Here is a 22,350-nt window from a genome sequence, read left to right as displayed (position 1 = left end):
GGTTCTCCAAACTCTCGGGCGTGCCAACGGTGATGGTCGGGCGTCGACCGCGACCATGCTATCGGGGTCGGTCGCTACGTCCCGATACCAATAGGGCTATCCAGCCACCGGGGCTCGTAGCCGAACATCTCCCCGACGAAGTCGAGCGCACCCAGCAGCCACAACGTGCCCAGCACCACCGCGGCGGTGAACACCACGCCCAGCACCTGCACCCACAGCCCCTGCTGGGTGAGCCACGCCATCGCCGCGTCGTAGCGCCGGCGCACGTAGGAGAGCAGCCGTCGCGCCCAGTCGAACTCGGTCGCCAGGATCGCGAGCCCGACGAACACGATCGCCCATCCGGGGCCGGGATACGGAATCGCGATGATGCCGACGCACAGGACCACCAAACCGGTGACGGCGACCCCGAGCCGGTAACCGGCGTCCACAGCGGGCCGGTCACGCAGCCCGTCACGCCAGGCCGCCCACCGCCGCGTGAACCCCGCGCGCTCTCCGTCATTCACGGTTGCCCCGGCTTCAACTTCACGAACAGCGCGTGGGCCTCGGCCAGCACTTGGTCGGCGTCGTCGAGGATGCGCCCGGAGACCCTGATCTTGCGGTCGACGATGTCGTCGATGCCGGCCTCGACGCGGACGTGCCTGCAGACCGGAACGATGCGGCGATAGTCGACGTGCAGGAATGCGGTGCGCTGGGCCCGGCTGCCGCTGAGTTTGAACGCGGTGAAACCGAGCAGCGAGTCGAACAGATGGGCCACGGCGCCGCCGTGCGCCGCGCCGTTGCGCCCCAGGTGGTAGCGCCGGAAGTGGGCCGTTCCGACTATCGTCCCCGCCTCGGTGACGTGCAGGTCCACCGGAACAGCCAGGATGTTGCCCCGGTTGGGCAAGTCCATGCGCCGGCCCGACGGGGAGTTCCACTCGTCGGCGGCATGCGGCTCCAACAACCGGGAGGCCTGCTCGATGAGGTCGGCGGCCTCGGTGATGACGTCGTCGGGTGCGTCGGCGGCGCGGGCGTGGTCCTGCACCGTGCGGACCGCTTCGATGAACCGGCCGTAGTCGGGTCCCCCGCGGGTGGACGGCTCGGGGGGATTGAACCCTCCCCCGGGGTGCGCATCGGCGGGTTCGTTGGCGCTCACCTGGCCACCGTATTGGGTGGCCGGCCCGGTAGCCGTCCCGGCTTCGGTAACGGCCCGGCAGTCACACCCGTCAGCAGAGCGTCGCCACATGTCGAACGGGGCCGGGAGGTCACGTGACGACGGTACCGAAGCGGTGCCAAGCTGGCAGGTGTGAAGCTCGACGAGCTGGCCGGGAAGCCGCTGACCTACCCCGAGGTGGGAGCCACCGCGACCACGATGCCCGCCGGATACCACCACCTGCGCAAATCGTCGGTGATCGGCCGCGGCCGGGACCGCTTCGAGCAGGCCGCGGCAGCGGGGATGCGGTGGGGCATGCTGCGCGGCGCCGGGCTACGGGTCGACGCCGCCGGGCCGGTCGCCGAAGTCGGCTGTGAGGTGCTGGTCCACCTGGGACCGGTGAAGGCGCCGTGCCGGGTGGTCTACGTCGTCGACGAGCAGGATCGGCGGGGATTCGCGTACGGGACGTTGCCCGGGCACGCCCAGACGGGCGAGGAACTGTTCCTGGTGTCCTACGACTCCGCGACCACCGAGGTGCGGGCGGAGGTGGCGGCGTTCTCCCGGCATGCGACGTGGTGGAGCAGGCTGGGGGCACCGGTGACATCGCTGGTGCAGCGGCTGGTCACCGACCGCTACCTGCGCGCGCTGTGACGCCGGCGCGGACCGCCGTCATCGAGTCGACACGGCGCATCCGGCGGTGACGATGCGCGGTCAGCGGTAATCTCGACCTGATTATCGGGTTGGAGAGCACGGACGGTGACGGTGAACGATCAAGCCGGCTTAGAGGCGGCGCACCTTCGGGTGGCCGAGCTGGTGCAAGGTCTGCACAACAGGCCCGATACCGATTCGGACACTGTGGTGGCGGAGTTGGCCGAACACGCCGCCGCCGAGATCCCGGGTGCGCAATACGCGGGGATCACGCTGACCCGCAACGCCAAGCACATCGACACTCCGGCGGCCACCCACTACTGGCCGGTGCTGCTGGACAAGATCCAGCAGCGCCATCTCGAGGGCCCGTGCCTGACCGCGGCCTGGGACGAGAAGACCGTCCACGTTCCCGACATGGAGACCGAGGAGCGTTTTCCCGACTATCGGCGCGACGCTCTGGCCGAGACGCCGATCCGCTCGATCATGGCTTTTCAGCTGTTCATCGCCGGTGAGTCCCTCGGCGCGCTGAACATCTATGCCGAACAGCCTCACGCGTTCTCCGCGGAGGCCCGCACGCTCGGGCTGATCTTCGCCGCGCATTCGTCGGTGGCGTGGAACTCGGCGCGCCGTGACGAGCAGTTCCAGCGGGCACTGTCGAGCCGCGACGTCATCGGCCAGGCCAAGGGCATGATCATGGAGCGCTACCGGGTCGATGCGGTGCAGGCCTTCGAGGTCCTGCGCAAGCTCTCCCAGGATTCCAACGTGCCCTTGCTCCAGATCGCTGCTGAACTGGTGGAGAACGGGACGAACGGGGCCTGACCGCCGCCTCCGGTGCCGCCCGGGGCCGTGACCGGTCGGTCGCTCAGGGCAGCGGAGCCCGCCAGGTCAGGCAGGTACCGCCGTCTGCGGAGGCCACCACGGCGAAGGAACCGCCCAGTTCTTCGGCACGCCGGCGCAAGTTGGTCAAACCGCTGCCGGTGATCTCGGCGTCGATCCCGCGCCCGTTGTCGACCACCTCGATCACCAGGTCGTCCTCGACCGTCACCGTGACCGTCAGCGCGGTGGCCCTGGCGTGGCGGACGACGTTGCTGACCGCTTCGCGCACCACGGCCTCGGCGTGGTCGGCCAGCGATGCGTCGATGACCGACAGGGGTCCGACGTACTGCGTCGAGGTTCGCACCCCCGAGCCGGGGAACGCCGACACCGCCTCGTCGAGACGCTGCCGGAGCCGGGTGATGCCCGACGAACCACCGTGCAGGTCGAAGATCGTGGTCCGGATGTCCTGGATGACGTCCTGGAGATCGTCGATGGAGGTGGACAGCCGCTGCTGCAGTTCGGCGGATCGCGCACGCGCGATGGTCCCCTGCAGCGACAACCCGACGGCGAACAGGCGCTGGATCACGTGGTCGTGCAGGTCTCGGGCTATGCGGTCCCGGTCGGTCAGGATGCTCAGCTCGCGCATCCGATGCTGCGTGGTGGCCAGTTGCCACGCCAACGCCGCCTGATCGGCGAACGCCGACATCATGTCCAGCTCGTCCACCCGAAATGGTTGCCCACCAACGGCTCTGACAGCCACGAGGACTCCGGCCACCGAGTCGGTGGTGCGTAACGGAAGCACCAGCGCCGGTCCGCCCTGCGGCCCCGTGCCGACATCGACACCGGTGAACCTGTCGGGCGCGCGGTTGGCGAACGCAGTGCCGATCACCGTTTCGGCCACCGGTATCGGGGCCGAGGCGACGTCGGCATCCTCACCGGCCACAGCGATGACGGCCAGTTCGGTGACCTCGTCGGCCGGCTGGTCGGGATCCATGGGGATCGCCACGAAGGTCGTGGTCGCACCGCTGAGCTGCTGGGTCTCTTCGGCGATCGAACGGAAGACCGTCGCGGGGTCGGCACCCGAGAGCAGTTGGGTGCCGATGTCACGTGTGGCGGCAATCCAGGACTGTCGGGCTCTGGCCTGCTCGTACAGACGGGCGTTGTCGATGGCGATTCCGGCCGCCGCGGCCAGCGCCTGCACCAGGACCTCGTCGTCCTCGCTGAACGGCGTTCCGCCGCGTTTGTCGGTCAGGTAGAGGTTGCCGAACACCTCGTCGCGGATGCGCACGGGCACACCGAGGAACGTGCGCATGGGTGGATGGTGCGGCGGAAACCCCACCGACGACGCGTGACTGGAGATGTTGTCCAGGCGAATGGGTTTGGGGTTGACCAGCAGGGCGCCGAGTACACCGCGCCCCTCGGGGAGGTGGCCGATCTGGTCTCGGGTCGCCTCGTCGATGCCCTCGTAGATGAACTCCACCAGCTCGTCGTCGTAGCCGCGCACGCCCAGCGCCCCGTACTGCGCGTCGACGAGCTCGATCGCGGTGTGCACGATGGTGCGCAGCGTGTCGTCGAGTTCGAGACCGGAGGTGACGACCAGCATGGCCTCGACGAGCCCGTCGAGGCGGTCCCGGCCCTCGACGATCTGCTCGACCCGGTCCTGCACCTCGCTGAGCAGTTCGCGCAGCCGCAGCTGGGACAACGTGTCCCGCACCGGTCGCGCTGTCCCCTCGGAGTCCGACTCGGATGTCTGCCCCACGGCCTCTGGTCTACCACCGCTGAGCAGCTCTCGTCACCTGTTGAGGACCATTGGCCCTGTGCTGCAGCACCCGCCGCAGGGCACCGTGAGAGGGGATCGAAGGGAGTCACGATGACCGCGACGCAGGTCCGCACCGAGCTGATCACCGAGGCTCTGCGACTGGCGTGTCGGGCACCGTCTCTGCACAACAGCCAGCCCTGGCGCTGGGTGCTCACCGACGACTCGGTCGAGTTGTTCGCCGACCCCGAACGTTTCGTCCGCGGAGCGGACGCCTCCGGACGCGAGGCGCTGATCAGTTGCGGCGCTGTCCTGCACCACTTCCGCACGGCGATGGCCGCGGCCGGGTGGGACACCGCCGTGACCCGGTTCCCCACCGCCGACGATCCGCTGCATCTGGCCAGCGTGCAGTTCACCGCGGCCCGGTCGGTCACCGAGGAGCAGAACAGCCACGCCGATGCGATCCTGCTCCGCCACACCGACCGCCTGCCCTTCGTGGCCCCACCGGACCCCGAGGCGCTCATGCACACGCTGAGCGCGGTCGCCGAGAACCATGCCGTGCGACTCGACGTCCTGTCCGAAGACGTGCACGAATTCGTTGCCGAGGCGTCCCACCTGACCGAGGCGCTGCGCCGCTACGACGCCGAGTATCACACCGAACTCACCTGGTGGACAGCCGATTTCGTGTCGGATGACGGAATTCCGAGAACCTCGCTGGTCACGGCGACCGAAAGCGACCGGGTGCAGATCGGCCGCAACTTCCCCGTCGTCGCGCGGGCCGAGCGACGCGCGGAGATCCTCGACGACCGGGCGGCGGTGTTGGTGCTGTCCACCCTCGACGAGAGCCGGGACAGCATCCTGCGCTGCGGCGAGGCCCTGTCGGCGCTGCTGCTCAACGCCACCGAGGCAGGGCTGTCGAGCTGCACGCTGACCCACATCACCGAGATGGCCCAGGGACGTGAGGTGGTGGCCGCGCTGGTGGGCACCGGGGCGCTCCCGCACGTCATCGTCCGCCTCGGACAAGCGCCCGCCCTGGCGGACGCCCCGCCGCCCACCCCCCGGAGGCCGATCGAACACGTGCTGCGCATCGAGAGGAGCCGGCCATGCTAGACAGCGCCGTCACCACCAGTGTCGTGGTCGCCATCGACGGTTCGGCGTCGGCCGTCGACGCCGCGCTGTGGGCGGTGAACGAGGCCCTCGATCGCGACGTGCCGTTGCGCTTCGTCTACGTCATCGAGCCCGCCCGCCCGGATGTCGCCGACTCCCAGGACATCGCGCACCGGCTGGCCACCGCCGAGGTGGCGGTGCGCTATGCGGTGACCGCCGTGGAGTCGACCGAGACCCCGGTGAAGATGGAAGTCGAGATCCTGCAGGGAGCCGTGGTCCCGACGCTGCTGGAAGCGTCCCGGTCAGCGGCGCTGCTCTGCGTCGGGGCCCGCGGCCTGCGCCACGCCACCGAAGGGCGCATCGGATCGACCGCCGCCACGCTGGCGGCTTCGGCGCACTGCCCCGTCGCCGTCGTCCGCGCGCACCGGCCGCATCGCCCCGGCGAACGCGCGGTGGTCATCGAGATCGACGACAACGCCGCCGGTAGCTCGGTGCTGCAGCGCGGTCTGGCGGCGGCGCGGCGTCGTCATGCGCCGGTGCGGGTGCTGACCCCGACCCGGATGCACGGGGACATCCAGGATCCGTGGGAGCGCCGCCTTGCCGAATGGCGGCGCAGCTACCCCGATCTGGACATCACCACCGTGAACATGCGGGGAGACATCCTGGACTACCTGGCCGGGCATGCCGGCTCGATCCAGCTCGTGGTGACCAGCCGGCAGCGGCCCGGGGGCGTCACCCCGCTCGTCAACGCGCCGGGCAATACCGCGCTGCGGGACACCGACTGTTCGATACTGGTGTGCGAACCGCACAACGCACTGTGACACCGGTGCCGACCTCCAGAGGATAGAGACGTCTCGACATGGTGAAGGTTTTCCTGGTAGACGACCACGAAGTAGTACGGCGGGGGCTGGTCGACCTGCTCAGCAGTGATCCCGAACTCGAGGTCGTCGGCGAGGCGGGGTCGGTGTCCGAGGCGTTGGCCCGCATCCCGGCGCTGCAGCCCGATGTGGCGGTCCTCGACGTCCGCCTGCCCGACGGCAACGGCATCGAGCTGTGCCGCGACCTGCTGTCGCGGCTACCCGACCTGCGATGCCTGATGCTGACGTCGTTCACCTCCGACGAGGCGATGCTCGACGCGATTCTGGCCGGCGCCAGCGGTTATGTGGTCAAGGACATCAAAGGCATGGAGCTGGCCCAGGCCATCAAAGAGGTCGGCGCCGGCCGGTCGCTGCTCGACAACCGCGCCGCGGCAGCGCTGATGGCGAAACTGCGCGGCGAAGGCGAGGAGCGCGACCCGCTGTCGGGTCTGACCGATCAGGAGCGCGTCCTGCTCGATCTGCTCGGCGAAGGGCTGACGAACAAACAGATCGCCGCCCGGATGTTCCTGGCGGAGAAGACCGTCAAGAACTACGTGTCGCGCCTGTTGGCCAAGCTCGGCATGGAACGCCGGACGCAGGCGGCGGTGTTCGTGTCCAAACTCGAACGGCATCATCGCCCCGAGATGGAGTGAACACCACCGCCTGCTCCCCCTCGCCCGGTCAGGCGGTCGTCGTGTCGTCGAGGTCGGAGGTGTCGCCGAACCCGGAAGTGTCGTCCAGTTCGGAGACGTAGTCCGACAGCGCGCGGCGTGGTGTGGAAGGCAGCGGGTCGGCATTGACCGGCGCCCACCCGATGCGCAGCAGCATCTGCGGATGGCCCTCGGCGCCGAAGACGTCGGCGCGCACCGCTGCCCGGGTCTCCGCGACCTCCAGCGGCTCGGTGATCGGACAGCTGGCCAGCCCCTGCGCCGTCGCGGTGAGCAACACCAGGCTGGTAGCCTCGCCCGCCCGCAGGCGAGACAGCGGATCGTCCTCGGCGGTTCCCAGCGCCAGCACCGCGGCGTTGTCGTCGACGCCGTGGGTGTTCGCGTTGTGCGCCAGTACACCGCCGGCGAAGTCGCGCGCGGGGACACGTGCGACCCCGTCCGGTCCCGGCACGCTGCGGGCCGGAACCCCGGCTGTCGATGCGTAGCGTCCGCTCCAGACCGCCAGCTCGGCGAGGTACTCCCGGTCCGAGCGGTGCCGGAACGCCGCCTCGGTGACCAGCGTGCGCAGCGTGGCCAGATCCTCCACGCGGCGCAGGATCACCCCGGCGCGCGCCGCCCGCGCGCCCATCAGCGCGATGTCGCCGCGCGGAACCGGCCACGAGCTGTAATGGCGGCGGTCGGTACGCCGACGCGGAATGGCGGCGGCCAGCGTGATGTCCAGATCCGCCGCGGGATAGGGGTAGGGTTCGATGACAGCCAGATGGTTCGGGTCGGCGGGGTCTGGCAGCCGGTGCACACGGGTCTGCCAGTCGAGGGCGGCCAACGCCACCACGCAGTGATTCAGTGCCGCACCGCAACTGAGCATCAAGTCGCGAGCGTCGGGGTCGGTGTGCGGCAGCAGCAGATCGGGGTTGGCATACAGGTGGAGGCGCTCGCCCTCCACCCGCCACTGCCACGGCTGCGAATTGTGCACCGACGGCGCCCGGCCGGCGAGGGCCAGCGCGGACCGCAGAGTCGCGGGGTCGGGAAAGGAGCCACTCATCGCCTCATCACCTGTCCGGAGTAGTTGCTCCATCCAGAGTGCGTGGCGGCGAAGCGTTTGCAGAGGGCACAAAGACCTCTGCTCGACCCTTCAGAGGGCCTTCGAAAGGCCTTCCAGGGGCCCTTCGGGGCCCTCCGGGGGCCCGGCTCAGTCCGTCGGGGTACCGCTGTGCAACCACACCGCGCAGTCGGGCGGCAACACCCGATCGATCCCCGGCGCCGAGGCCAGCGCCACGGTGGCGACCTCGGGTAGCGCGACATCGGCGTCGCCGGTGTTCACCCAGCACTGCGCGCCGCCGCGTTCGAACGCCGCGACGTCCGGTGCGACGGTCAGCCACTTGACATCACCGGCGTCGCGCCACATCGTCCGGCGCAGCGCCAGGGCGGCGCGATACAGGTTCAGCGTCGAGTCGGGGTCACGTTCCTGCGCCTCGACACTGTGCACACCCCAGTGCGCCGGTTGGGGCAACCAGGTCGCCGCGCCCGACTCGGCGGCGAACCCGTAGGGCGGGGCGGTGTCGGTCCACGGCAGCGGTATCCGGCAGCCGTCCCGGCCGACGTCGGTGAAGCCCGACTGCGCCCAGGTGGGGTCCTGGCGCACGTCATCGGGAAGGTCCTCGATCTCCTCGAGGGCCAGTTCCTCACCCTGGTACACGTAAGCAGTGCCCGGCAGCGCCAGCTGCACCAGCGCCGCGGCGCGGGCCCGTTTCCGGCCCAGGGCATGGTCGGGGTCCTCGTCGGCCCACCGGTTGCGCTCCCAATCCGTGCCGACGAGATGCTCGGGCTGCGACCGGGCGAAGCGGGTCACCGTCCGGGTCACGTCGTGGTTGGACAGCACCCAGGTCGGCGGGGCGCCGACCGTCGCGGCGGCACCGATCGCGTCGTCGATCACCGCGCGCATCACCTCGGCTCGCCACGGGGTCCGCAGGAAGTCGAACTGGAACGCGGTGTGCAGCTCATCGGGGCGCAGGTAGCGGGCCAGCCGCTCGTTGCTTCCCACCCACGCTTCGGCGATGAAGATGCGCTCGGGCGCATACCGGTCGGCGACGGCGCGCCAGCCGCGGTAGATCTCGTGCACGCCGTCCTGGTCCCACGCCGGGTGCCCCTCGTTGCTCTCGACCAGCGATCCGGGCGCCGCGGAGACCGTGTCGGGCAGGCCGGCCTTTTTCACCAGTCCGTGTGCCACGTCGATACGGAACCCGTCCACGCCACGGTCGAACCAGAACGCCAGGATGTCCTCGAACTCGGCGCGGACCTCGGGGTGGTCCCAGTTCAGGTCCGGCTGTCCGGGAGCGAACAGATGCAGGTACCAGTCGCCGTCAGGTAGCCGGGTCCAGGCCGGTCCGCCGAAGATGCTCTGCCAGTTGTTCGGCGGCAGTTCGCCGCCCGCCCCGCGACCCGGCCGCACGTGATAACGGGCGCGGGCCTGCGGCTGCCCGGCAAGCGCCGCGCGGAACCACGCGTGCTGGTCGGAGGTGTGGTTGGGCACGATGTCCAGAAGCACCTTGATACCGAGGGCGTGGGCCTCGGCAATGGCCGCCTGGGCGTCGTCGAGTGTGCCGTAGCTCGGCTCGATGTCGCGGTAGTCGGCGACGTCGTAGCCGGCATCGGCCATCGGCGACGGGTACCACGGGTTGATCCAGATCGCGTCGACACCCAGTTCGGCGAGGTACGGCAGGCGCTGACGCAGCCCCTGGACGTCGCCGATACCGTCTCCGCTCCCGTCGGCGAAGCTGCGGATGTAGACCTGGTAGACGACGGCGGTCTGCCACCATGACGGGCTCGGGACGGGCACGGCGCTCCTCGGCGTTGCGTAAACGTTTTCGGCACCAGAGTCGGCTATCAGCTACCTCATGTCAAACGTCGTGCCGTAGACGTAAGTACTTTCGTTGCGCTAACCTCGACGCCTGATGAGCAGACGGGCCCGATGATTCCCAGGCAGACGGTCAACATGACCGACGTGGCGCAGCGGTGCGGGGTCTCGATCGCGTCCGTGTCGCGTGCGCTCCGCGGCGAGCCCGGCGTCTCCCCCGCAACCAGAGACAGGATCATGTCCGCGGCGCGCGAATTGGCCTACGTGGTCTCGCCCGAGGCGTCCCGCCTGTCAGGGGGCTCCACCGGCCGCGTCGGCGTGGTGGTGCCGCGCATCGATGCCTGGTTCTACGCCACGGTGCTCGCCGGGGTGGCCGGTGAATTCGATGCCGTCGGTGTCGATCTGGTCCTGTGCACGCTGCCCGACTCGTCCGCCCGGCACCGCTTCTTCGAAGCACTTCCGTTGCGGCGCAAGGTCGACGCCGTGATCATCGTGTCCGTGCCACTGTCCGCACGGGAACGCACTCGCCTGGACCAGCTCGGCGTGCCGACGGTTCAGGTCGGGGGCCACCACCCGGCCGGGGGCCGGCCCTGGATCGGCATCGACGACGAACTCGCCGCGTCGCAGGCGGTGGGGCACCTGCTGCGTATCGGCCACCGCGACATCGCCATGATCCAGGCTGTCGACCAGGAGGGCACCGCCTGGGCCGCGGATGAGGCCCGCATCCGCGGATTCCACGATCAGATGGCGGCCGCCGGCGTGGCGGAGCCCACGGTGGTTCGGGTGCCGTGGGGTATCGACGGCGGCGCCCAAGGCATGGAGACGCTGCTGAGCCGTCCCCGGTTACCGTCGGCGGTGTTCTGCCACTCCGACGAGATCGCCCTGGGCGCGCTGCGCACTCTGCGGAAGTCCGGAGTCGCTGTACCGCAGCAGATCTCGGTCATCGGCGTCGATGACCACCCGTCCGCCGACTTGAGCGAGCTGACCACGGTCGCGCAGCCGGTGCGCGAACAGGGTCGCCTCGCCGCCGTGCAAGTGCTCGGTGCCCTCGGGGACGACGGTGCCTCGATGCCGGTGCGGACCACGTTGCCGACTCGGCTGGTGATCCGGAACTCGACCGCCCCGCCGCACTGACACCGCTGCCCCACCTCGCCTGTGAGGTATGACACACTCTTCGACGTACCGAATGTGCAGTTCGCGGCCTCATCCGCGGGTGGCTGCGCATCTGGCATCGACGACGAGGACGTGATGAGACGAATTCGATTCGCCGGGGGGCGGTGCCGCCGCGCGATGGCGCTGGCCAGTGCGCCCCTGCTGGCGGCAACGTTGTTGTCCGGCTGCGGTAGTCAGGGGGGCCCGCCGACGCTGACGTGGTACGTCTTCCCCGACAACGGCGGCGCCGACGCGCGGGCCCAGCAGTGCGCGGACGCCTCGGGTGGCGCCTACCGGGTGCGCACCGAAGTACTTCCCTCCAGCGCAACCGGCCAGCGCGAGCAGATGGTGCGCCGGCTGGCGGCCCGAGACAGCTCGATCGACATCGTCAGCGTCGATGTCGTGTTCACCGCGGAGTTCGCCAACGCCGGCTTCATCCGGCCGTTCACCGAGGAAGAAGCACAGCGGCTCACGGCCGGCATGCTGCCCGCCCCGGTCGAGACCGGGACCTGGAAGGACACCCTCTACGCCGCGCCGTTCAAGTCCAACGCGCAGCTGCTGTGGTACCGCAAGTCGGTGGCCGAGGCTGCCGGTGTCGATCCCACCGACCCGACATTCACGTGGGATGAGATGCTCAAAGCCGCTGTGAGCCAGAACAAGACGATCGCCGAACAGGGCGCTCGCTACGAGGGCTACATGGTGTGGATCAACGCGCTGGTGTTGTCGGGCGGTGGTGAGATCCTGCAGAACGCCGACGCCGGACGCGACGCGACCCCGGCACTCAACAGCCCCGCGGGCCTCAAGGCCGCCGAGATCGTCGGGTCGCTGGCGCGGTCGGCCGCCGCTCCGGCCGACCTGTCCAACGCCCAGGAAGAGCAGGCCCGCGCGACCTTCCAGTCCGGCAACGGCGGCTTCATGCTGAACTGGCCGTACGTGCTGGCGGCGGCGCGTGGGGCCGCCGAGGACGGTTCGCTGGACCAGGCGGTCGTCGACGACATCGGATGGGCACGTTACCCACGGGTGCTTCCCGACCAGCCCAGCCAGCCGCCGCTGGGTGGCGCCAACCTCGCCGTCGGGGCCTATTCGGCGTACCCGGACGAAGCGGTGGCCGCAATCGAGTGCATCAACGCCGAGCCCAAGGCAACCCAGTACATGATCGACGAGGGCGAGCCGTCGCCGTATGCGGCGTCCTACGACAATCCGGACGTCCGAGCCGAATACGACAACGCCGACCTGATCCGCGAGTCGATCGCCGAGGCGGGTCCGCGCCCGCTGACGCCGTTCTACACCGACGTCTCCGGCGCCATCACCCAGAGTTGGCATCCTCCGGACTCGGTGACCGCCGAAACACCGGAAAGGACAGACCAGTTCATGGCTGACGTACTGGCCGGAAGGCGACTGCTGTGACCGCGACGGCGGCGCCCGACCGAGACGCCCCGCTGCAGAAAGAACCTGGCAAGCCGGCGCGCAGCGAACGGGCCCGCGGGGAACGACGGCTCGGGATCTTCCTGACGTTGCCGTCCTACGCAGTCATGCTGCTGGTGACGGCCTATCCTCTGATCTACGCGCTGGTGTTGTCGCTGTACAACTTCCGGCTCACCGACCCGGGCGGACGGACCTTCGTCGGGCTGAGTAACTACCTGGTGATCCTCACCGACCCGGTGTGGTGGAACGACTTCGTCACCACGCTGACGATCACCGTCGTCACCGTGGCCATCGAGCTGGTGCTGGGCTTCTGGTTCGCGTTCGTGATGCTGCGCATCATTCGTGGCCGAGGGCCACTGCGAACCGCGATCCTGATCCCCTACGGCATCGTCACCGTGGTCTCGGCCTTCATCTGGCGCTACGCCTTCGCCATCGACTCCGGATTCGTGAACACGTGGTTCGACATCACCGGCTTCGACTGGTTCGGTGACCGGTGGACGGCGATCTTCGTCATCTGCCTGTCCGAGATCTGGAAGACCACCCCGTTCATCTCACTGCTCCTGCTGGCAGGGCTGGTCCAGGTGCCCGAGGACATGCAGGAGGCCGCCAAGGTCGACGGAGCCACCGCCTGGCAGCGGTTGTGGAAGGTGACCCTGCCGAACATGAAGGCCGCGATCATGGTCGCCCTGTTGTTCCGCACCCTCGACGCGTGGCGGATCTTCGACAACCCGTTCGTGATGACCGGCGGCGCCAACAACACCGAGACCATCTCGTTCCTCGCGTACCGGCAGAACGTCACGCTGGTCAACCTCGGCATGGGTTCGGCGGTCTCGGTGCTGCTGTTCCTGACCGTGGTGGTGATCGCCTGGATCTTCGTCAAGGTCTTCAAGACCGACCTCTCACAAGTCAGGGGCGACCAGTGAACAGCGCCAAGAACAGCAAGTGGTGGACGATCGCGGGCATTGTGATCGTCATCTACAGCGTCTTCCCGGTGTTGTGGATGATCAGCCTCTCGTTCAAACCGCCCTCGGACATCGTGTCCCGGGATCCACAGTTCCTGCCGAGCACATTCACCTTGGACAACTTCGCCCAGATCTTCAGCCAACCGCTGTTCACCCGGGCGTTGATCAACTCGATCGGCATCGCGGTCATTGCCACCGTCATCTCGGTGATCATCGCGATGTTCGCCGCCTACGCGATTGCCCGGCTGGAGTTTCCCGGCAAGAAGGTGCTCCTTTCGCTCGCCTTGGCGATCGCAATGTTCCCGCAGGCCGCACTGGTCGGACCGCTGTTCGACATGTGGCGCGGGCTGGGGATCTATGACACCTGGCTGGGCTTGATCATCCCGTACCTGACCTTCGCGTTGCCGCTGTCGATCTGGACGATGTCGGCGTTCTTCCGCCAGATCCCCTGGGAAATGGAGCACGCCGCGCAGGTCGACGGCGCCACGCAGTGGCAGGCATTCCGCAAGGTGATCGTGCCGTTGGCGGCACCGGGCGTGTTCACCACGGCCATCCTGACGTTCTTCTTCTGCTGGAACGACTTCCTGTTCGCGATCTCGCTGACTTCGACGGACAGCGCGCGCACGGTGCCGGCGGCGCTGGCGTTCTTCCAGGGTGCCTCGTATTTCGAGTCGCCGGTGCCCTACATCATGGCCGCGTCGGTGATCGTGACGATCCCCGTCGTCATCCTCGTCCTCATCTTCCAGCGGCGCATCGTCGCCGGCCTGACGTCCGGAGCAGTGAAGGGATAACCCATGGCAGCAATCACGATGCGCAACATCGTCAAGAAGTACGGGGACGGCTATCCGGCCGTCAACGATGTCAGCCTCGACATCGCCGACGGGGAGTTCATGATCCTGGTCGGGCCGTCGGGGTGTGGGAAGTCGACCCTGCTGCGGATGATCGTCGGACTCGAGGACATCACCTCCGGTGACATGTTGATCGGCGACAAGCGGGTCAACGACAAGGCCCCGCGGGACCGCAATCTGTCCATGGTGTTCCAGAACTATGCGCTCTACCCGCACCTGTCGGTGTTCGAGAACATCGCTTTCCCACTTCGGTTGTCCGGCAAGCTCTCCGATGATGAGATCCGCAAGCGCGTCACCGAGGCCGCCGACACGCTCGAACTCGGCGAGCATCTCGACCGCAAGCCCGCCAACCTCTCCGGGGGGCAGCGACAGCGCGTCGCCATGGGCCGCGCCATCGTCCGTCAGGCCGACGCGTTCCTGTTCGACGAGCCGCTGAGCAACCTCGACGCCAAGTTGCGCGGTCAGATGCGCACCGAGATCCTGCGCCTGCAGCGCCGGCTGGGTGTGACCACCGTCTACGTCACCCACGACCAGACCGAGGCGATGACGCTCGGTGACCGGGTCGCGGTGCTGAAGAAGGGCCTGCTGCAGCAGGTCGCTAGTCCGCGGGAACTCTACGATCAGCCGGTGAACCTGTTCGTCGCCGGTTTCATCGGCTCACCGCCGATGAACTTCGTGCCGGCGCGGGTGCGCGGCAACGAGATCGAGTTGCCTTTCGCGACCGTTCCGTTGCGCGACGAGTGGCGCGACCGCGTCGAGGAGGACAAGGTCTATATCGCCGGTATCCGTCCGGGCGCCTTCGAGGACGCGGAGTTCGTCGATGACGACAAGCGTTCGCGCGGTGTCACGTTCGACGTCACCATCGATGTCACCGAGTGGCTGGGCAACGAGCAGTACGCCTTCGTCCCGTTCGAAGCCGACACCGAGATCTCCGGCCAGCTTGCCGAGTTGGCCAGCGAGCTCGACAGCGAGCAACTGCGCAGCCAGATCTGCGTGGAGCTCGATCCGATGAGCCGGGTCAGCTCCGGAGACACGGCGACGCTGTGGCTGGACGCGTCGCGGCTGCACCTGTTCGACCCCCAGTCCGGCGACAATCTGACGCGCAGTACCGAAAACCGCGGACGCCACGCGGCAGCGACCGGCTGACCCGAGGTCTGTCACGGCGGGATCGTCAGATGGCCGCTCCGGAGTTGCGGCTTCGGGCCACCTGCCCGGGGCTGTTGGTGCTGCCCTGGGACCGGCCGCTGCGCGACTGGGCGGCGCCGCAGGTCGCGCTCCGCGAGATGGCGGTGGGTCCGAGCCGGCACCTGGTGAGGTTCGTCGAGGCCGACGGACAGTTGTGGGCGCTCAAGGAATTGCCTCCGCGCATCGCGGCCCGTGAGTACGGCGTGTTGGGTCGCCTCGAAGAGATGGGACTCAACGCCGTCCGTCCTGCCGGGGTGGTGATCCAGCCGGATCTCGACACCGCGATCCTGGTGACGCGCTATCTGGTCGGGTCCTGGCAGTACCGACGGATGTTCATGAGGCTGCCGCCGGACGCACCCAAGCACCGCACCCGCCTGTTCGACGCGATGGCCACGCTGTTGGTCGACCTGCACCGCCACGGGGTGTTCTGGGGGGACTGCTCCCTGGCCAACACGCTGTTCTCCCGCGACGGCCAGGTGTTGCAGGCATTCCTGGTCGACGCCGAGACCAGTGAGATCCACCCGTCGCTGTCCGACGGGCAGCGCACCCACGACATCGACATCACCGTCGAGAACGTCGCCGCGGGCCTGCTGGACGTCGCGGCCCGGCTCGGCAGACCCGACCTGCAGGCGGGCTTCATCCAGGAAGCGTTGGGCATCAGAACGCGCTACGAGGACCTGTGGGAGTTGCTGCACGCCACACCGACGTTCGGCTTCGCCGACCACTACCGGGTCGAGGGCACCATCCGCAAGCTCAACGAACTGGGGTTCGCGGTGGACGAGGTGTCGCTGCAGCCCGTCCGCGCCGGCACCGACGAACTCCAGTTACATGTGGCGGTGGGCGACCGCCGCTACTACGCCACCGCCCTGCAACGGTTGACCGGATTGGACGTGGGCGAAGGTCAGGCCCGGATCCTGCTCGGAGATCTGCAGGCCTACCGCGGCCAGCTGAGCCGGGAGGCCGGTTACGACGTCGACGAGCGCACGGCGGGCCAGCTGTGGGTGATGGAAGTCGCGACACCGATGATGCACCGCGCCCACGCCGCGGTCGGCAACACCGGCAGTGCGGTGCAGGCCTACTGCGATCTCCTGGAAGTGCGTTGGCTTTTGTCGGAGCGGGCCGGGCACGACGTCGGCACCGAGCGGGCACTGCACGCACTGTCACGCAACGTGGTGCCCTCGGAGTCGGCCGCGCAGCTGCAGGTCGTCGAGACGCCGACCGAGCCGTTCTCGGTGCTCGACGACCCCGAGGACGAGGAACAGCCCGACGCGGAGCGGTTCTGATCCGCACATGCGGATAGAATGCGCTCTATTGCCCGTTTTTGCGGACCATAGGAGTGGCTGTGATGGTGCCGGCGATCCGGATCAAAGACGCGGCGGCGCTGCTGGGCGTCAGCGACGACACCATCCGCCGCTGGGTCGACAGCGGCTCACTGCCGTCGTCCACCGACGAGTCGGGACGCAAGGTCATCGCCGGGGACGTGCTCGCCGAGTTCGCCCGTGACCACGCTTCGCCTCCACCGGACCCGCTGGGCGTCGGCAGCTCGGCGCGCAACCGGTTCACCGGCCTGGTCACGAAGGTCACCTCCGATCGGGTGATGAGCGAGGTACAGATGCAGTGCGGGCCGTTCACCGTCGTGTCGTTGATGAGCACCGAATCGGTTCGACAGCTGGGCCTGCAGCCGGGCTCCGTGGCCGTAGCCGCCGTCAAGGCCACCACCGTCGTCGTCGAAACACCCGCCTCGTGATGACGACGCCGGCGCGGGTCGCCGCGGGACTGGCCACCGCGGTGCTCGTCGCCGCATGCGCACCGTCCCCGCAGCGGTCCGGCCCGGCGGAGGACACCGCTGTCACCGGCGGGATCACGGTGTACGCGGCAGCCTCGCTGCAGCCGACCTTCACCGACCTCGGCGAACGATTCGAACACGATCACCCCGGCACCACCGTGACCTTCAATTTCGCCGGTTCGTCCAGCCTGGTCACCCAACTCACCCAGGGCGCGCCGGCCGACGTGTTCGCCTCCGCGAACCCGGAGAACATGACCAAGGCTGTCGACAGTGGCATCGTGTCCGGTGCGCCGGTCGACTTCGCGGCGAACACGCTGACCATCGTCACCGCACCCGGCAACCCGGAAGGCATTCAACAGTTTTCCGACCTGGCCGACCCTGATCTTCAGGTCGTGGTGTGCGCTCCCCAGGTGCCGTGCGGCGCGGCGACCGAGACGATCGAACGGTCTGCCGCGGTGACGCTGAAACCGGTCAGTGAGGAATCGAGCGTCACCGACGTCCTCGGGAAAGTGGTCTCCGGGCAGGCCGACGCCGGTCTGGTCTACGTCACCGACGCCGCTGACGCCGGAGACGACGTCACCGAGGTCCCGTTCCCGCAGGCCGCCGACGCCGTCAACGTCTATCCGATCGCCGTGTTACGGAATTCGGCCAATCCTGCCGGCGCACAGGCATTCGTCGATCTGGTGACCGGTGCGCAGGGACGCGAGGTTCTCGCATCGGCCGGCTTCGCAGCACCATGAGTCGGCCGCGACGCCACCGTCCGGTTCAAGTCGGACTCCCCCGCTGGGTGTACGTGCCCGCGACGCTCGGCGCGCTGTTCGTGATCATCCCGCTGCTGGCCATCCTCGCCAGCATCGACTGGCCGAACTTTGTGCCTCTGATCACCTCCGAATCATCCCGGGCTGCATTGCTTCTCAGTCTCAGAACCGCGACGGCGAGCACCGCCGTGTGCATCGTGTTGGGTGTGCCGATGGCGTTGGCGCTGTCGCGGGGCGGTTTCCCCGGCCGTCCGGTGCTGCGGGCCCTGGTGCTCTTACCGCTGGTTCTGCCTCCCGTGGTCGGCGGCATCGCGCTGCTGTACACGTTCGGTCGGCAGGGGTTGATCGGGCAGTACCTGGAAGTGCTGGGAGTTCAGATCGCCTTCTCGACGACTGCGGTGATCGTGGCGCAGGCCTTCGTGTCTCTGCCGTTTCTGGTCGTCAGCCTCGAGGGCGCGCTGCGCTCGGCAGGCACCGGCTACGAGCAGGTCGCCGCGACGCTGGGTGCCCGGCCCACCACCGTGCTGCGGACCGTGACCATGCCCCTGGTGCTGCCCGGATTGGTCTCGGGTGCAGTACTGGCGTTCGCCCGGTCGCTCGGCGAGTTCGGTGCCACGTTGACCTTCGCGGGCTCGTTGCAGGGTGTCACCCGCACTTTGCCGCTGGAGATCTACCTGCAACGCGAGACCGACGCCGATGCCGCCGTCGCCCTGTCGCTGTTGCTGATCGTGGTCGCGGCCGCAATCGTGATCGCGACGGCCGGCCGGCGCCTGGCGGGGCCGTTGTGAGCCGCCTGCGGATCCGGGCGCAGCTGGCGGAGCGTGGTGTCGACGTCGAGCTGACCGTCGACGAGGGCCGGGTGTTGGCGGTGCTCGGCCCGAACGGGGTCGGCAAGTCCACGCTGCTGCTGCTTCTCGCCGGACTGCTGCGCCCCGACGGCGGCCGCATCTGTCTCGGTGATGTGGTCCTCACCGACACCGACGCCGGCACGTTCGTGGCACCACACCGCCGCGGCGTGGCGCTGCTGTCCCAGCAGGCAATGTTGTTTCCTCACCTGACCGTCGCCGCCAACGTCGCCTACGGCCCGCGCTGCGCCGGCCTGTCGCGCTCGGCGGCGCGCGCAACCGCAAACCGGTGGCTCGCCGCAGTCGAGGCGACCGACCTGGCGGAACGCAAACCCGCCCAGCTGTCGGGCGGGCAAGCCCAGCGGGTCGCCCTCGCACGGGCGCTGGCGACCGAGCCGCGGCTGCTGCTGCTCGACGAGCCGTTGTCGGCGCTCGACGTCACCGCCGCGCCGGCGATGCGCCGGCTGCTGCGCACCATGCTGCGCGAACGGCGGCGCACCGCGATCATCGTCACCCACGACCTGCTTGACGCGCTGGCCGTCGCCGACGACGTCGCCGTCATCGAGGACGGCCGGGTCGTCGAACACGGACCCGCGCGCGAAGTCCTGACCACCCCGCGCAGCGACTTCGCCGCCCGGATCGCCGGCATCAACCTCGTCGCCGGGCGAATAGTGCGGCCCGGGACCATTCGCACCGCCTGGGGTACGGAGATGTCCGGAGCGGGTGACCTCGAGCCAGGCACCGAGGCGGTGGCACTGTGCCGTCCGAGCGCGGTGGCGGTGTTCACCACTCGCCCGCACGGCAGCCCTCGCAACGTGGTGCCGGTGTCGATCGCCGAGATGGAGGTCCACGGCGAAACGGTGCGCATCCGGGGGGAAGCGCAGCCCGACGGCGGGACCGGTCTCGCGGCGGACGTCACCGCGACCGCGGTCGCCGATCTCGAGCTGGAGCCGGGGGCAACGGCGTATTTCGCCGTCAAAGCCCAAGAGGTGCAGCTGTACCCTGCAGGCGCGGTCAGCGGGTAGCTGCAGGCAGCGCGGTAGTGTTTGCCGGAACTGCCGCGGTTTGCCGCGATTCACGAGGCTCACCGAGAATTTGAGCTAGCGTCAATTGTCGCCGAGGGATTGGCGCTACCGTGATCGACCGGCCAAGAGGGCGAGCAAGGAGGTCGAGCCATGAGCCGACGTCCGCTGCGCGCCACGGTCGCGATCGCGATTCCGCTCGGGTTCACCGTGGCGCTGACGGTGGCGTTGCTCGTCGGGGGCAAGAGCGCGGCTGTCGTTCTTTTCGATGACACGGTGTCGTTCGGGCTGGCGCTGTACGCGACGGCCTGTGCGGCGCTGGCCGCCCGAGCGGCCCAGGACCGCCTGCGCCGGACGTGGGCGACCATGGCCGTCGCGCTGGGCGCCTGGTCGCTGGGTGACGGACTGTGGCTGGTCTACGAACTGGTGCCCGGCGTCGAGCCCACGACGCCTTCGGCCGCCGACGTGTTCTACCTGCTCTTCGCGGTGCTACTGGTCGCCGCCTTCGCGCAGTTGATCACTACAGCCACCCACCAGGGACGGCTCCGGCTACTTCTCGACGCGATCACCGTGGCGTTGTGCCTGTTTCTGTTGGCGTGGGTGCTCGCGCTGAACAGCGTGGTCGTCACCTACCGGGAAGACCGGGCCGCGCTTGCGGTCGCGTTTCTCTATCCGGTGTTCGACATGATCGCCCTGACCATCGCCGTCGTGGTGCTCGTACGCGCCGAAGCCCGTCAACGCGGCATGCTGACGGTGCTCACGCTTGCCGTGACGCTCATGACCATCGCCGACAGCGCCTTCGCGCACCTCACCGCCGGTGAGCGCTACAGCACAGGCGATCTGATCGATGTGCTCTGGGCGGCGTCGTTGACGGCGTTCGCGGCGGCGGCAGTGCTGAGCCGCGCGGCCCACGAGCCGCGCACCGTGGTGGCGTTGCCCTCGACGTCGTCGCTGTGGCTGCCCTACGTCCCGCTCTTGCTGGCCGGCACCATCGGCCCACCGCTGGTGATGTCCGGCCTCGAGCGGTTCCTCGTGCCCGCCATCGTGGTCGCGGTCTGTGCCCGCCAGATTGTCTCGGCCTGGGAGAACAGGCGGCTGCTGGCGGCGGCGGCCGAGCAGGCGCTGCGTGACCCCCTCACCGGGTTGGCCAACCGCACCCTGTTCTCCGATCGATTGGCCCACGCGATGGCGCTGCGGGCACGTGACGACCGTTCGGTGGCCGTGATCTCCGTCGACCTCGATGACTTCAAACTCGTCAACGACAGCCTGGGCCACCCCGCCGCCGACAATCTCCTCGTCCAAGCAGGCCAACGCATCGCCGAGTGCATTCGTCCCGGCGACACCGCCGCCCGTATCGGCGGCGATGAGTTCGCCCTGCTCCTCGAGAGCCGCAGCGACGACTCCGATGTGGTGGCCCAGCGTGTGCTGAACGCCTTCAGCAGCCCATTCTGGATCGACGGCGACGACATGCTCATCCGTCCCAGCATCGGCGTCGCGCGGGCCCTACCCACTCAGCCCGATCTGGACCCGGACACCCTGATGAAGCGCGCGGACATCGCGATGTACGCCGCGAAGCGATCCCGGGTGGCGCAAGTCAACACGTTCCACGACGACATGATGATGTCCGACCCCGACGCAGTCGAACGCGCTGAACAGGCCGACCGCCCCTCTGGTGAAGGAGCCGCTCAGATCCGGCTGCTCGGTGAACTGCGCGCCGCCATCGACCACCACGCCCTCGAGGTCGTCTACCAACCCAAGATCGATCTGCGTACCGGACAACTGGCCGGCGTCGAAGCGCTGCTCCGTTGGCCGCATCCCACCCTCGGCACGCTTCGTCCCGACACTTTCTTGCCGCTGGTCCGCCAGCACGGACTCATGCGGCCCGTGACCGACTTCGTTGTCGACCGGGCGCTCAGCGACGCCGCCGGCTGGGCACGCCTCGGCGCGCCCATTCCCGTGGCGATCAACCTGTTCGCGCCGTTCCTGCGTGACACCGACCTGCCGCGAACCCTCGACCACCGGCTGGCCGACCACGGCCTGCGCGCCGACATCCTGACGGTGGAGATCACCGAGGACCTCGTCCTGTCCGAGGTGGACACCGCCGCCACCGTGTTGCATCGACTCCGCCAACTCGGCGTCCGCGTCGCCATCGACGACTTCGGCAGCGGCTATTCCGCGCTCTCCTACCTGCGCGATCTTCCCATCGACGAGATCAAACTCGATCGGCACTTCATCGCCCACGTCACCACCAACCCCAAAGCCGCAGCCGTCGTCGAGGCCGTCATCAACCTCACCCACACCCTCGGCATCACCGTGGTCGCCGAAGGTGTCGAAGACGCGGAAACGGCAGGCTGGCTTGCCGCACATCACTGTGACATCGCCCAGGGTTACCACTACGGCAGACCCACCACCGCGTCGATGGTTCCGCGTCTCATCGCCGGCGCGGCAGCAGGCGCTTGACGCATCCGTCAGAATTCGCTGGTTTGCGTCCTGTCCTGCGTTCCAGCGGTGCAGGATTGTTGCCGGGGAGCA

The 22,350-nt window shown here is 68.6% G+C and carries 21 protein-coding genes; 16 read left to right on the top strand and 5 right to left on the bottom strand.

Annotation, left to right across the window (positions count from 1 at the left end; translation table 11 throughout):
* Positions 1-74 precede the first annotated feature (74 nt).
* Positions 75-503: a TIGR02611 family protein gene (locus J3476_RS17140; RefSeq protein ID WP_207067607.1), complete on the bottom strand. Its 429-nt coding sequence runs from the start codon at positions 501-503 to the stop codon at positions 75-77.
* A complete protein-coding gene (locus tag J3476_RS17135) occupies positions 500-1,132 on the bottom strand; it encodes a PaaI family thioesterase (RefSeq protein WP_286183252.1) in 633 nt (210 codons plus the stop codon). The genes J3476_RS17140 and J3476_RS17135 overlap by 4 nt, the downstream gene beginning before the upstream one ends.
* A 150-nt stretch (positions 1,133-1,282) precedes the next feature.
* On the opposite strand from J3476_RS17135, the gene J3476_RS17130 reads away from it, so the two are divergent.
* Together J3476_RS17130 and J3476_RS17125 are read left to right on the top strand one after the other, a co-directional pair.
* The gene (locus tag J3476_RS17130; protein WP_207067605.1) at positions 1,283-1,780 is read left to right on the top strand and encodes a DUF1990 family protein; all 498 of its coding nucleotides are present in this window, start codon (positions 1,283-1,285) and stop codon (positions 1,778-1,780) included.
* A 111-nt stretch (positions 1,781-1,891) separates the two neighbouring features.
* Positions 1,892-2,596 (top strand): GAF and ANTAR domain-containing protein, encoded by a 705-nt coding sequence (locus tag J3476_RS17125; protein WP_207067604.1) that lies wholly within the window; start codon positions 1,892-1,894, stop codon positions 2,594-2,596.
* A gap of 43 nt (positions 2,597-2,639) precedes the next feature.
* On the opposite strand, the gene J3476_RS17120 is transcribed toward J3476_RS17125, so the two are convergent.
* On the bottom strand, positions 2,640-4,352 hold the full coding sequence (locus J3476_RS17120; RefSeq protein WP_207067603.1) for a GAF domain-containing sensor histidine kinase: 1,713 nt from the start codon (positions 4,350-4,352) through the stop codon (positions 2,640-2,642).
* Between the two features lie 111 nt (positions 4,353-4,463).
* On the opposite strand from J3476_RS17120, the gene J3476_RS17115 reads away from it, so the two are divergent.
* From J3476_RS17115 to J3476_RS17105, 3 genes are read left to right on the top strand one after another with little or no spacing between them, the layout of a single operon-like run.
* Positions 4,464-5,459, top strand: a complete 996-nt coding sequence (locus J3476_RS17115; RefSeq protein WP_207067602.1) for a nitroreductase family protein — start codon at positions 4,464-4,466, stop codon at positions 5,457-5,459.
* Positions 5,453-6,277, top strand: coding sequence for a universal stress protein (locus J3476_RS17110; protein WP_207067601.1), 825 nt, complete (start codon positions 5,453-5,455; stop codon positions 6,275-6,277). The genes J3476_RS17115 and J3476_RS17110 overlap by 7 nt, the downstream gene beginning before the upstream one ends.
* A 38-nt stretch (positions 6,278-6,315) precedes the next feature.
* Positions 6,316-6,966, top strand: coding sequence for a response regulator transcription factor (locus tag J3476_RS17105; protein ID WP_152516910.1), 651 nt, complete (start codon positions 6,316-6,318; stop codon positions 6,964-6,966).
* 28 nt (positions 6,967-6,994) lie between these two features.
* Here J3476_RS17105 and J3476_RS17100 read toward each other — a convergent pair whose 3' ends face one another.
* Both J3476_RS17100 and J3476_RS17095 read right to left on the bottom strand, forming a co-directional pair.
* Complete coding sequence (locus J3476_RS17100; protein WP_207067600.1) at positions 6,995-8,023, bottom strand: nitroreductase family protein; 1,029 nt, start codon at positions 8,021-8,023, stop codon at positions 6,995-6,997.
* Between the two features lie 147 nt (positions 8,024-8,170).
* Positions 8,171-9,817: a glycoside hydrolase family 13 protein gene (locus J3476_RS17095; protein ID WP_207067599.1), complete on the bottom strand. Its 1,647-nt coding sequence runs from the start codon at positions 9,815-9,817 to the stop codon at positions 8,171-8,173.
* A 132-nt stretch (positions 9,818-9,949) separates the two neighbouring features.
* On the opposite strand from J3476_RS17095, the gene J3476_RS17090 reads away from it, so the two are divergent.
* The 11 genes from J3476_RS17090 to J3476_RS17040 all read left to right on the top strand — a co-directional run bounded on the left by J3476_RS17090 (position 9,950) and on the right by J3476_RS17040 (position 22,278).
* Positions 9,950-10,969 (top strand): LacI family DNA-binding transcriptional regulator, encoded by a 1,020-nt coding sequence (locus J3476_RS17090; protein ID WP_207067598.1) that lies wholly within the window; start codon positions 9,950-9,952, stop codon positions 10,967-10,969.
* A 114-nt stretch (positions 10,970-11,083) separates the two neighbouring features.
* The gene (locus J3476_RS17085; RefSeq protein ID WP_207067597.1) at positions 11,084-12,394 is read left to right on the top strand and encodes an extracellular solute-binding protein; all 1,311 of its coding nucleotides are present in this window, start codon (positions 11,084-11,086) and stop codon (positions 12,392-12,394) included.
* A complete protein-coding gene (locus J3476_RS17080) occupies positions 12,391-13,335 on the top strand; it encodes a carbohydrate ABC transporter permease (protein WP_207067596.1) in 945 nt (314 codons plus the stop codon). The genes J3476_RS17085 and J3476_RS17080 overlap by 4 nt, the downstream gene beginning before the upstream one ends.
* Positions 13,332-14,165, top strand: coding sequence for a carbohydrate ABC transporter permease (locus J3476_RS17075; protein WP_207067595.1), 834 nt, complete (start codon positions 13,332-13,334; stop codon positions 14,163-14,165). The genes J3476_RS17080 and J3476_RS17075 overlap by 4 nt, the downstream gene beginning before the upstream one ends.
* 3 nt (positions 14,166-14,168) lie before the next feature.
* Positions 14,169-15,368, top strand: coding sequence for a sn-glycerol-3-phosphate ABC transporter ATP-binding protein UgpC (locus J3476_RS17070; RefSeq protein WP_207067594.1), 1,200 nt, complete (start codon positions 14,169-14,171; stop codon positions 15,366-15,368).
* A 29-nt stretch (positions 15,369-15,397) separates the two neighbouring features.
* Positions 15,398-16,690 (top strand): DUF4032 domain-containing protein, encoded by a 1,293-nt coding sequence (locus J3476_RS17065; RefSeq protein WP_207067593.1) that lies wholly within the window; start codon positions 15,398-15,400, stop codon positions 16,688-16,690.
* Between the two features lie 65 nt (positions 16,691-16,755).
* Entirely contained in the window at positions 16,756-17,154 is a 399-nt protein-coding gene (locus tag J3476_RS17060) for a TOBE domain-containing protein (protein ID WP_207067628.1), read from the top strand.
* Positions 17,154-17,933, top strand: a complete 780-nt coding sequence (modA, locus tag J3476_RS17055; protein ID WP_207067592.1) for a molybdate ABC transporter substrate-binding protein — start codon at positions 17,154-17,156, stop codon at positions 17,931-17,933. Before J3476_RS17060 ends, modA begins: the two co-directional genes overlap by 1 nt.
* Positions 17,930-18,739: an ABC transporter permease gene (locus J3476_RS17050; RefSeq protein ID WP_207067591.1), complete on the top strand. Its 810-nt coding sequence runs from the start codon at positions 17,930-17,932 to the stop codon at positions 18,737-18,739. Before modA ends, J3476_RS17050 begins: the two co-directional genes overlap by 4 nt.
* A complete protein-coding gene (locus tag J3476_RS17045) occupies positions 18,736-19,821 on the top strand; it encodes a sulfate/molybdate ABC transporter ATP-binding protein (RefSeq protein WP_207067590.1) in 1,086 nt (361 codons plus the stop codon). Before J3476_RS17050 ends, J3476_RS17045 begins: the two co-directional genes overlap by 4 nt.
* 150 nt (positions 19,822-19,971) lie before the next feature.
* Positions 19,972-22,278 (top strand): bifunctional diguanylate cyclase/phosphodiesterase, encoded by a 2,307-nt coding sequence (locus J3476_RS17040; RefSeq protein WP_207067589.1) that lies wholly within the window; start codon positions 19,972-19,974, stop codon positions 22,276-22,278.
* The last annotated feature ends 72 nt before the right edge of the window (positions 22,279-22,350 follow it).

This window comes from Mycobacterium sp. PO1, assembly GCF_017312405.1.
Classification (GTDB): Bacteria; Actinomycetota; Actinomycetes; order Mycobacteriales; family Mycobacteriaceae; genus Mycobacterium.
The sequence above is the reverse complement of the archived record's forward strand: the minus strand, read 5'-3'. Positions and strand labels throughout refer to the sequence as shown.

Coding starts and splice junctions, on each gene's coding strand:
- J3476_RS17100 (WP_207067600.1), bottom strand. CDS start 8,023: ATGAGTGGCTCCTTTCCCGACCCCGCGACTCTGCGGTCCGCGCTGGCC.
- J3476_RS17090 (WP_207067598.1), top strand. CDS start 9,950: ATGATTCCCAGGCAGACGGTCAACATGACCGACGTGGCGCAGCGGTGC.
- J3476_RS17105 (WP_152516910.1), top strand. CDS start 6,316: ATGGTGAAGGTTTTCCTGGTAGACGACCACGAAGTAGTACGGCGGGGG.
- J3476_RS17070 (WP_207067594.1), top strand. CDS start 14,169: ATGGCAGCAATCACGATGCGCAACATCGTCAAGAAGTACGGGGACGGC.
- J3476_RS17065 (WP_207067593.1), top strand. CDS start 15,398: ATGGCCGCTCCGGAGTTGCGGCTTCGGGCCACCTGCCCGGGGCTGTTG.
- J3476_RS17110 (WP_207067601.1), top strand. CDS start 5,453: ATGCTAGACAGCGCCGTCACCACCAGTGTCGTGGTCGCCATCGACGGT.
- J3476_RS17050 (WP_207067591.1), top strand. CDS start 17,930: ATGAGTCGGCCGCGACGCCACCGTCCGGTTCAAGTCGGACTCCCCCGC.
- modA (WP_207067592.1), top strand. CDS start 17,154: ATGACGACGCCGGCGCGGGTCGCCGCGGGACTGGCCACCGCGGTGCTC.
- J3476_RS17085 (WP_207067597.1), top strand. CDS start 11,084: ATGAGACGAATTCGATTCGCCGGGGGGCGGTGCCGCCGCGCGATGGCG.
- J3476_RS17040 (WP_207067589.1), top strand. CDS start 19,972: ATGAGCCGACGTCCGCTGCGCGCCACGGTCGCGATCGCGATTCCGCTC.
- J3476_RS17115 (WP_207067602.1), top strand. CDS start 4,464: ATGACCGCGACGCAGGTCCGCACCGAGCTGATCACCGAGGCTCTGCGA.